Genomic DNA, 9,962 nt, shown 5'->3' with positions numbered 1-9,962 from the left:
CGGCGAGGAATTCGGCCTGGACAACGACAGCGCCGAGCTGCTTTGGCTGGTCGACCCGCTGGACGGCACAAAGAGCTTCGTGCGCCGCACGCCGTTCTTCTCCACCCAGATCGCGCTGATGCACGCCGGCGAGCTGGTGCTGGGCGTATCCAGCGCGCCGGTGTACGGCGAGACGATGTGGGCGCACGCCGGCGGCGGTGCCTGGCTCGGCGGGGAGCGCGTGCGCGTAGCGTCGACCTCGACGATGGCGCAGGCCTCGATCTCCACCGGCAACGTCAAGACGCTCACCGCCGACGAGCGCTGGGCCGTGCTGGGGCAGATGATCCGCGACGCCAACCGCATCCGTGGCTACGGCGACTTCTGCCATTACCACCTGCTGGCGCGCGGCAGCCTGGACCTGGTGATCGAGTCGGACGTGAACATCCTCGACGTGGCAGCGCTGGCGGTGATCGTGCGCGAGGCCGGCGGCGTGCTCACCGATCTGGACGGCGCGCCGCTCACCCTGGACACGCGCAGCGTATTGGCCGGGACGCCGGCCTTGCATGCCGAGGCATGCGAGCGCCTGCGCCGCTGAGCCGCAAGATGCCGCGGCATGTCCGGGGCCGGCCCGGGCTACAATCCGCGGATGGCCAAGCTACCGATCATCCACGCGCGGCGTGACGTCGCCCAGAGTCCGTTCCTGCGCGCCGAGCAGCTGGATCTGGAGTTTTCCAACGGCGAGCGGCGCACCTATGAGCGCCTGCAGTCGCACGGCCTTGGCGCCGTGATCATCGTGCCGATGCTCGACGACGACACCGTGCTGCTGGTGAACGAGTACGCCGCCGGCCTGGGCCGCTACGAACTGGGGTTGCCGAAAGGCCGGCTCGATCAGGACGAGACGGTGGAGCAGGGCGCCGATCGCGAGCTCAAGGAAGAAGTGGGCTACGGCGCGCGCAAGCTCACCATCCTGCATCACCTCTCGCTGGCGCCCGCGTACATGACGCACATGGCGCACGTGGTGCTGGCGCAGGATCTCTACCCGGAACGCCTGCAGGGCGACGAGCCCGAAGAGCTCGAGGTGGTGCCGTGGAAGCTGGCCGACCTGCACACGCTGATCGCCCGCGACGACGTCACCGAAGGGCGTTCCATCGCGGCGTTGTTCATGGCCCGCGAGTACCTCGCCGGCCGGTTCCAGCGCGCATGAGCGGCGCGCCGCTGTCACCCCTGCTGAGCCAGGTTGCCGCCATCGCCGAGGCGGCCGGGCAGGCGATCATGGAGATCTATGCCAGCGATTTCGCCGTCGAGCACAAGGACGACCGCTCGCCGCTCACCGCCGCCGATCTCGCTGCGCAGACGGTGATCGCCGCGGGTCTCGCCGCGCTGCCCGAGGTGCTGCCGGTGATCTCCGAGGAGGCGGTCGCCTGCGACTGGGACGTGCGCCGCCACTGGCAGCGCTACTGGCTGGTCGATCCGCTCGACGGCACCCGCGAGTTCGTCAAGCGCAACGGCGAGTTCACGGTGAACATTGCGTTGATCGACCATCACCGGCCGGTACTCGGCGTGGTGCTCGCGCCGGTCACCGGCGAGAGCTACGTGGCCGAGCGGGGACAGGGCGCGTGGATGCGTACCGGTGCTGCCGACGAGTGGCAGCCGATCCGCAGCCGCACCCTGGCCAATCCGCCCGTGGTGGCCGGCAGCCGCTCGCACGGCGGCACCGGCGAGGCATTGCTCGAACAGCTGCTCGGCGGCACCTACACCGCGCTGCCGATGGGCTCCTCGCTGAAGTTCTGCCTGATCGCCCGCGCCGATGCGGACGTCTACCTGCGCCGTGGCCCCACCAGCGAGTGGGACACCGCCGCCGCGCAGTGCGTGCTGGAAGAGGCCGGCGGCGCCGTGCTCGACCTGGAAGGCGCGCCGCTGCGCTACAACCGCGGCGAGTCGTTGCTCAATCCCGAGTTCATCGCCGTGGGCGACATCGACATCGACTGGGCGGCGCGGCTGGCCGCATCCCTCGCCGGATGACCGGCGCTCCCGCGTCGGCTGCCGCGGCCTCGCCCGGCGCCACGCGTCGTCCGCTCTGGCTGGGGGCGCTGGCGGCGCCGTGTGTGCCCGCGGTGGGCCTGGCAGCGGCATCGGCCACGGATGCTCTCGTGCGCGGCGACTTCATCGGGCTACACGGCTGGCCGGCATTGTTGGGCACGTTCGTGCTGACGCTGGCGGTAGGCCTCGTGTCGATGCTGACGGCCCTGCCCATCCTGGTTTGGCTGCGCGTACGCCGCCGGCTCAGCGGCGCGCGCGTATGCCTGGTCGCGCTGGGGATCGCGGCGCTCGCGCTGACGATCCTCGCGCTCGCCAGTTCGCCCTTGAGTGCGTTCGGTGACCTGGTCGGGCTTGTCTGCGCCGTCCTGGCTGCAGTGACCTTCAATGCCGTGGTCGGCGTGCCGTGGCGCCTGCGCCGGGACGCTTCCGGTCGCCCACGATCGACGCACGCCGAACCACGTTAGCCGGCTCCGCTTTTATCTTTTGGAACCTCACCCCATGACGCGCCACCGCCTCGACGACCTCCTCGCCATCATGGCTCGCCTGCGCGATCCGGACCGCGGCTGCCCGTGGGACGTGCAGCAGGATTTCGCCAGCATCGCGCCGTACACCATCGAGGAAGCCTACGAGGTGGCCGATGCGATCGACCGCCAGGACTGGCCCGATCTGCGCGACGAGCTGGGCGACCTGCTGCTGCAGGTGGTGTTCCACGCGCAGATGGCGAGTGAGCGCGGGCTGTTCGACTTTGCCGACGTGGCCCACGCGATCAGCGACAAGATGATCCGCCGCCATCCGCACGTGTTCGGCGACGTGAGCTACGACGACCTCGACGCGCAGAAGGCGGCGTGGGATGCGATCAAGGCCGAGGAGCGCGCGGCGAAGGGCGAAGCCGTTGACGACAGCGCCCTGGCCGGCGTCTCGCGCGGCCTGCCCGAGTGGAAGCGCGCGCAGAAGCTGCAGGAGAGAGCCGCCCGCACCGGCTTCGACTGGCCCGATCCGAACCCGGTGCTGGACAAGCTGGCCGAGGAGATCGAGGAAGTGCGCGCGGAGTTCGCCGCGGGTGCCGACAAGGCCAGGCTGCAGGACGAGATCGGCGATGTCGCCTTCGTGCTGGTGAACCTGGCCCGCCACGCTGGCGTGGATTTCTCGCAGGCGCTGCGCCATGCCAACGCCAAGTTCGAGCGGCGTTTCCGCCGCATGGAGGCGCTCGCGGGAGCCTCCGGACAGCCACTCACGGCGCGCGACCTCGAGGCGCAGGAGGCGCTGTGGAACGAGGTGAAGCGCGAGGAGCGCCGCAGTCAGTCGTAACGGGGCGCGGACAGCGGCGTAACGCGTCTGTTTGCCGTTGGGTGGAATCGCCGAGTCTCCGCAGGCCAGCGCGCTTCCCTCCAGACCTGGTGCAGTTCGGCTACCAGACTCGCCTCGCACGGCGCAGCTTTCGCCACAGCCCGGACGTGCGTCAGCCGGCGCTGCAACCTTTTGCCGGCCGCGCGCATCCATGCTCCGATCCTTTCTTTGCTCGGAGTCCTCACATGCGCCCATCCCTGATGCTTGCCGCCCTGCTGGCGGTCGCCCCGCTGCCCGCGCTGGCGGCCAACGAATGCAAGTACGAAGCCCCGCGCAACCTCACCGCCGACCTGGCCGGCGTGCGCGGCGTGCAGATCTCGCTGCATGCCGAAGACCTGCACCTCAGCGGCAGCACCTCGGCTGGCCAGACCCTCACGGTGAAGGGGCGCGCCTGCGCCTCTGAGCAGGCGATGCTGGACGACCTGCAGGTGGAGCAGCGGCGCGAGGGTGACCAGCTGATCATCGAGGTGGCGCGCCATCGCGGCATGCACATCAACCTGTTCGGCAGCTCCTACAGCTCGCTCGAACTCAACGTGGACCTGCCGCCAAACATGCCGGTCTCGCTCGCCGTAGGTTCCGGCGATGCCGACGTCAGCGGCCTGCAGCAGCTCGATGCGCAGGTTGGCTCGGGCGACCTCAACGTCAAGCAGATCGCCGGCCGCTTTGCCGCCAGCGTGGGCTCGGGCGACATCGATGCCCGCGACGTGGGCAGCCTGTCGCTGGGCTCGGTGGGTTCGGGCGACGCTCGCGTCACGGGCGTGCGCGGCGACGCGAAGGTCGGCAGCATCGGCTCCGGCGACGTCACGCTCAAGCAGGTCGGCGGCAGCGTGCACGTCGACACGATCGGCTCGGGCGACCTGGAAGTGCACGACGTGGGCGGTGATCTCTCGCTGGGCGCCAAGGGCAGCGGCGACGTGGACTACAGCGGCGTGAAGGGCAAGGTCAGCGTGCCGCGCGACGACGACTGACCGCTCATCCCAGCCATCGCCACGCCACGTACACCAGCGGCGCGCACACCAGCAGGAACGGGATCGACACCCGGTGAAACAGCCGCAGCCCATGCGGCTGTTTCGCCAGGCGTAGCGCGATCAGATTGGCCAGTGAGCCGATCACCAGCCCGAAGCCTCCCACGTTGGCGGCCACGGCGAGCGCAATCGGATCGCTGGCGCGATCGAGCAGCAGCACGGTGGCTGGCACGTTGCTGATCACCTGCGAGACCAGCGCGCCGCCCAGGAACACGGTCAGCGGCTGCGTGAAGTCGAAGCGGTCGAGCAGGCCTCCCACCACGCCCAGTTGGGCGAAGTGGCCCAGCCCCACGAAGATCGCCGCGAACGTCACCAGCAGCGCCCAGTCGACCCGACGCAGGCTGTCGCGGGCGATCAGCGCAAAGGGCACCAGCAGCCCCAGCGCCCCCTCCAGCGCCAGGCCGTGTTCCATCAGTACCACCATCGAGGCCAGCGCGATCAGCGAAACTGCCGCCAGTGGCTTGGCGACGCGATGGTGATCCAGCGCCTCAGCGTCGAGCGTGACGCGGCCCTTCGGCAGCCACGTCACAGTAAGCGCCGTCACCAGTACGAACATCACCGCCGAGGCCGGCAGCATGCCGCGCACGAAGGCGAAGAACGGCAGATGCGCGCTCTGCCACAGCAACAGGTTTTGCGGGTTGCCGATCGGGCTCAGCGTGGAGCCGGCGTTCACCGCCAGCGCTTCGAGCACCACCATCGGCAGCACCGGCAGGTTCGACATGCCGCCGATCGCCACCGTCAGCGGCACCAGCAGGAACAGGCTCACGTCGTTGGTGAGCACCATCGACAGCACCGCGGTGCTGGCGACCAGCAGCAGGCCCAGGGCGCGCAGTGAATGCGCGCGCAGCACCAGGACACCGGCAGCGCGTTGAACCAGGCCGCTGTCGCGGATGCCCTGGATGGCGATCATCAGGCCCATCAGGCCGGCCAGCGTAGGCAACTGCAGCCAGTGCGCGTAACGCGCTGCCGGCTGCGGGTCGGCCAGCGCCAGCAGCAGCGCCAACGTGCCGAACAACGCCAGCAGCCATTCCGCCTTGAGCCAGTGGACCAGACGCGTGCGCAGCGCGGGTCGGGCGGATGTCACCACCCGCTCAGGCCCTCAATGGCGTACACGCGCTGCCAGCTCTCGCGGCGACGGATGAGGTCCGCCAAGCGCGCCAATGCGGGCCACTGGCTGGCCGGGCGGGGCATGTTGCGCGACCAGCGCATCAGCATAGCGAGCAGCAGGTCGGCGGCGGAAAACTCCGCGCCCAATAGATAAGGGCCGCGCGCGGCCAGCTCCGCATCCAGGTAATCCCACACGCCTTCGATCTTTGCCACCAGCGCCGCGCGCACCTGTGGCGGATGCTCGCTGGCTCCCAGTTCCGGCGGATAGAACCAGAAGCGGTACGTCGACAGCAGGGTGTTGCTCAGGTACACCAGCCACTGCTGGAACGCCTCGCGTGCGGGCGTCCCCGGCGCGGGCGCGAGCCCGGCAGCGGGGTGGCGGTCGGCCAGCATCATCAACAGCGCGGCCGACTCGTGACGCGCGCGCCCGTCGATCACCAGCGTGGGCACCACGCCGCGTGGATTGAGCGCGAGGTAGGCCGGATCGCGCTGCGCCCCCTGCTCGATGTCCACCAGTTTCAACTCGTGCGGCGCGCCAGTTTCGATCAGCGCCATGTGCACCACCATGCTGGCCGTGCCGGGGGAGTAGTAGAGCGTATACAAGGGCGTCTCCGGGGAGGGCAATCGCGCGATGGTGGCGGGCGGCTCAGGCCTCGCGCAAGAGCCGCATCGGCGAGGTGCGGGTCACCGTGCGGGTGCCAGCCAGGCCCAGCAGCATCACGACCATCGCGGCTAGGAGGGCGTAGAGCGCCAGCGGAAGCAGCGGCGGCACGAAGCCCTCGATGTGGAACACCGCCCGTCCCAGCCACCATCCCGTGCCCGCCGCGCCGATCGCCGCAGTCAGCCCGGCCACCGCGCCGAGCAGCGCGAACTCGCAGGCTGCCGCCACCCGCAGCTGGCCGCGACGCGCGCCCAGCGTGCGCAGCAACGCCGCCTCGTGCCGTCGCTCGGCCGCGCTGGCGGCCAGTGCCGCCGCCAGCACCAGCGCGCCGGCGAGCAGGCTGAAGCCGAGGATCCAGCGCACCGCGTTGCTGACCCGGTCGACGATCTCGCGCACGCGGTCGAGCAAGGCGTCCACATCGATCAGGCTGAGGTTGGCGTAATCGCGCGAGAGCTTCGCCAGCGCATCGGCGCGTCCGCGCGGCAGGTAGAAGCTACCCAGGTAGCTGTGCGGCAGTGCGCTGGCGTGGTCGGCGTCCAGCAGCAGAAAGAAGTTGACCCGGAACGAGCTCCAGTCCACCTCGCGCACGCTGCTCACGGTGGCGTCGATGCTGGCCTCGCCGATGCTGAAGCGCATGGTGTCGCCCAGCTTGAGGTGGAACATGTCGCGCCACATGGCATCCACTGACACCTGCGCCTGCGCCGGGTGCGGCGCAAACCACGTACCGGCCACCAGCCGGTTCGCCGGCGGCAGCGCGTCGGTCCATGACAGGCGCAACTGGCGGTCGGTCCAGTCCTTGGCGCGCTCGTCGGTGAGCGGCAGCTGGTCCACCGGCGTACCGTTGATCGCGATCAGCTTGCCCACCGCCAGCGGCAGCACGTTGAGCTGCTGCGCGCCGATGCGGTCCAGTGACTGCGCGAAGCCGGCGCGCTGCTCGTCCTGCAGGTTGAGCACGAACCAGTTCGGCGTGTCGGTGGGCAGCTCGCGGCGCCAGCCTTCCAGCAGCGAGGGGGCTACGACGGCGAGCAGCAGCAGGGCCACCAGCCCCAGGCTGAGCGCGGTGGCCTGGATCAGGCTCAGGCCCCGTCGCCGCGCCAGCGCCGCCAGCCCCAGCCGCAGCGCGGGATGTGCGCCCGGCGCGATGCGCCGGGCCAGCCACAGCAGCAGCGCGGCCAGCCCGGCAGCGATGGCCGCCACACCGAGCAGGCTGGCGGCGAGGATGCTGGCCATCTTCGCCGAATCGCTCTGGCCCCAGATCAGCGCCAGCGCCACCAGCGCAGGAATGACATACAGCGCATCGAAGCGGCGCACGCGGCGCACCACCCTGGCGCGGAACACCGCCACCGGCGGCACCTCGGCCAGCCGCGCCAGCGGCGGCAGCGCGAAGCCGGCGAGCACGGCGATTCCCACCGCGGCGGCCGCGAAAGCGGGCAGCAGCGGCAGCTGGGTTGGCACGTTGCCGAACAGCGAACTAGCCACCAGCCAGGCGCCTTGCGCCAGGGCGAGCGTGAGCGCGATCCCGATAACCACCGCCGGTACGGCGAGCGCGCCGAGCGTGCCCAGCAGCAGCGCCATCACCCGCCGGCGCGAGGTGCCCAGCGCGCGCAGCAGCGCCACTTCCCGGGTCTTGCGTCGCGCATAGCGCTGCGCCGCCAGGGCGATTGCCACGCCGGCCAGCAGCGCGGAGAGCAAGGCGGTGAGTCGCAGGAACGCGCTGGCGCGGTCGAACGCCGTGCGCATGCGCTCCTGGGTCTGCTCCGGCGTGATCAGTTGCGCGCCCTGCGGCAACGTCTGCGACTCGGCCCAGCGTCGCCAGCGTTGCACCGCGTCCGGCTCGCCGGCCAGCAGCAGGCGATGACGGGCGCGGCTGCCTACTCCAAGCAGTCCGACGGCGCGGGCATCCTCCAGGTTCATGATCGCCCGCGGTGCCAGCGCAAACAGCTCGCCGCCATCGGGTTGGCGCACCAGTTCGGCGGCGACGCGCAGGTCGCGCCCGCCGACCTGCACGGTGTCGCCGACATGGCGGCCCAGCGCGATCAGTGCGCGGTGATCCAGATACACGTCCCCGCTCGCCGGCGCGTGGCCATCGATGGTTTGGCCGCCGCCATCGCGCAGCTCCAGCGTGCCGCGCAGCGGGTAATCGCTGTCGGTGGCCTGCACGTCCAGCAACTGGCTGCGGCCGTCGGCGAAGGCCACGCTGGGGAAGCTGGCCACGCGGTTCTGCCGCAGGTCGTCGCGCGTCGCCTCGTTGGCATACGCGGCGGGCAGCGGCTGCGGCGCGCTGATGCCGATGTCGCCGCCGATCAGCTCGGCCGCGCTGGCCAGCATGCCGCGCTCGATGCGCGTGGCCAGCGTGGCCACCACGCCCAGTGCCACCACCGCCAGCACCAGCGAGGCGGCCAGCGTGCGCAGTTCCGGCAGGTGCCATTCACGGCGCAGGCTGCGCAGCGCAAGCGGGAGCATGTTCATGCGGCGACGCCTTCGCTGCGGCCGACCACGCAGCCTTCCTCAAGCTCGATCTGGCGCTGGCAGCGCGCCGCCAGCGCGGCGTCGTGGGTGACCAGCACCAGCGTGGTCTGGCGATCGCGATTGAGCGCAAAGAGCAGGTCGGTGATGTGGTGGCCGGTGCGCTGATCGAGGTTGCCGGTGGGTTCGTCGGCAAACAGCAGCCGTGGCCCGTGCACGAACGCGCGGGCGATCGCCACGCGCTGCTGCTCGCCACCCGAGAGCTGGGCCGGGTAGTGTCGGCGACGGCTGCCCAGCCCCACTGCGTCCAGCGCCTCGCGGGCGCGAGCACGGGCATCGCGTGCGCCTTCCAGCTCCAGCGGCAGCATCACGTTTTCCTCGGCGGTGAGCGCCGGCAGCAGGTGGAAGGACTGGAACACGAAGCCAACCAGGCGTCGGCGCAGGTCGGCTCGGGCTTCTTCGTCCATGGTTTCCAGCGCCTGCCCGTCGACGTGGATGCTGCCGCCCGTGGGCAGGTCCAGGCCGGCCAGCAGGCCGAGCAGGGTGGTTTTGCCGGAGCCGGATGCGCCGACGATGGCGAAGCTCTCGCCCGCGTGCACCGCCAGAGTGACGCCCCGCAGGATCGTCAGCGTGCCCTCGGGCCCGACGACCGACTTGCTAACATCGATCGCTTCAAGCACCGGACGGGATGAATCGCTCATGCGTCGTTTCCTTTGCACACTGGGATTGCTGCTGTGGGGAGTGGCCGTCGCGCAGGCGGCGCCGACCCGGAGCGTACTGGTGCTGGGCGACTCGCTGTCGGCGGCGCACAACATCCCGGTGGAATCGGGCTGGGTGCATCTGCTGGGCGAGCGTCTGGGCAAGATGGAGCCGCCGTGGCGCGTGGTCAATGCCAGCATCAGCGGTGAAACGTCGCTCAGCGGCCGCAATCATCTGCCGGCCCTGCTGGCGAAGGAGCGCCCGGCCGTGGTGGTGATCGAGCTGGGCGCCAACGACGGCCTGCGCGGCCTGCCGCTGGACGCGCTGCGCGCCAACCTGGCCGCCATGATCGATCTGGCCCAGAAGCGCGGCGCCCGCGTGCTGCTGCTGGGGATCGAGCTGCCGGTGAACTACGGCCCGCAGTACCGCGACGGCCTGCGGGCCATCTACGCCGACCTGGCGCGCAGCAAGCGCATCGGCCTGGTGCCGTTCCTGCTCGAAGGCGTCGCGCTCGATCCCACGCTCATGCAGGACGATGGTCTGCACCCGCTGGCCGCCGGCGAGCCGCGCGTACTGGACAACGTCTGGCAAGGCCTCGCGCCGCTGTTGAAGGCCGTGCGGAAGTAGCGCCGCGCGAG

At 70.6% G+C, this 9,962-nt stretch carries 11 protein-coding genes; 7 read left to right on the top strand and 4 right to left on the bottom strand.

Annotated features, from left to right (window positions below; genetic code table 11):
* From ACTHJF_RS09685 to ACTHJF_RS09660, 6 genes are all read left to right on the top strand, one after another.
* Window positions 1-574, top strand: a 574-nt coding sequence (locus tag ACTHJF_RS09685; RefSeq protein ID WP_440266924.1) for an inositol monophosphatase family protein, incomplete at its 5' end; no start/stop codon positions are given.
* Window positions 575-625: 51 nt separating this feature from the next.
* The gene (gene nudE, locus ACTHJF_RS09680; RefSeq protein WP_440266927.1) at window positions 626-1,183 is read left to right on the top strand and encodes an ADP compounds hydrolase NudE; all 558 of its coding nucleotides are present in this window, start codon (window positions 626-628) and stop codon (window positions 1,181-1,183) included.
* On the top strand, window positions 1,180-2,001 hold the full coding sequence (cysQ, locus tag ACTHJF_RS09675; RefSeq protein WP_440266923.1) for a 3'(2'),5'-bisphosphate nucleotidase CysQ: 822 nt from the start codon (window positions 1,180-1,182) through the stop codon (window positions 1,999-2,001). Before nudE ends, cysQ begins: the two co-directional genes overlap by 4 nt.
* 128 nt (window positions 2,002-2,129) lie before the next feature.
* Complete coding sequence (locus tag ACTHJF_RS09670; protein ID WP_440266922.1) at window positions 2,130-2,483, top strand: hypothetical protein; 354 nt, start codon at window positions 2,130-2,132, stop codon at window positions 2,481-2,483.
* Window positions 2,484-2,517: 34 nt separating this feature from the next.
* Window positions 2,518-3,327: a nucleoside triphosphate pyrophosphohydrolase gene (mazG, locus tag ACTHJF_RS09665; protein ID WP_440266921.1), complete on the top strand. Its 810-nt coding sequence runs from the start codon at window positions 2,518-2,520 to the stop codon at window positions 3,325-3,327.
* Window positions 3,328-3,551: 224 nt separating this feature from the next.
* Window positions 3,552-4,334: a DUF4097 family beta strand repeat-containing protein gene (locus ACTHJF_RS09660; protein WP_440266920.1), complete on the top strand. Its 783-nt coding sequence runs from the start codon at window positions 3,552-3,554 to the stop codon at window positions 4,332-4,334.
* 4 nt (window positions 4,335-4,338) lie between these two features.
* Here ACTHJF_RS09660 and ACTHJF_RS09655 read toward each other — a convergent pair whose 3' ends face one another.
* Genes ACTHJF_RS09655 through ACTHJF_RS09640 form a run of 4 tightly spaced genes read right to left on the bottom strand, consistent with a single transcriptional unit; the run spans window position 4,339 to window position 9,326 of the window.
* On the bottom strand, window positions 4,339-5,475 hold the full coding sequence (locus ACTHJF_RS09655) for an SLC13 family permease (RefSeq protein ID WP_440266919.1): 1,137 nt from the start codon (window positions 5,473-5,475) through the stop codon (window positions 4,339-4,341).
* Window positions 5,472-6,101: a glutathione S-transferase family protein gene (locus tag ACTHJF_RS09650; RefSeq protein WP_440266918.1), complete on the bottom strand. Its 630-nt coding sequence runs from the start codon at window positions 6,099-6,101 to the stop codon at window positions 5,472-5,474. The genes ACTHJF_RS09655 and ACTHJF_RS09650 overlap by 4 nt, the downstream gene beginning before the upstream one ends.
* Window positions 6,102-6,144: 43 nt before the next feature.
* Window positions 6,145-8,628: an ABC transporter permease gene (locus tag ACTHJF_RS09645; RefSeq protein WP_440266917.1), complete on the bottom strand. Its 2,484-nt coding sequence runs from the start codon at window positions 8,626-8,628 to the stop codon at window positions 6,145-6,147.
* Entirely contained in the window at window positions 8,625-9,326 is a 702-nt protein-coding gene (locus tag ACTHJF_RS09640; protein WP_440266916.1) for an ABC transporter ATP-binding protein, read from the bottom strand. Before ACTHJF_RS09640 ends, ACTHJF_RS09645 begins: the two co-directional genes overlap by 4 nt.
* Here ACTHJF_RS09640 and ACTHJF_RS09635 point away from each other — a divergent pair.
* Window positions 9,325-9,951: an arylesterase gene (locus ACTHJF_RS09635; RefSeq protein WP_440266915.1), complete on the top strand. Its 627-nt coding sequence runs from the start codon at window positions 9,325-9,327 to the stop codon at window positions 9,949-9,951. The two genes, ACTHJF_RS09640 and ACTHJF_RS09635, sit on opposite strands and share 2 nt — an antisense overlap.
* The last annotated feature ends 11 nt before the right edge of the window (window positions 9,952-9,962 follow it).

This window comes from Dyella sp., assembly GCF_051962475.1.
In the GTDB taxonomy this organism is placed as follows: domain Bacteria; phylum Pseudomonadota; class Gammaproteobacteria; order Xanthomonadales; family Rhodanobacteraceae; genus Dyella_A.
This window is presented reverse-complemented; position numbering and strand designations above follow the sequence as displayed.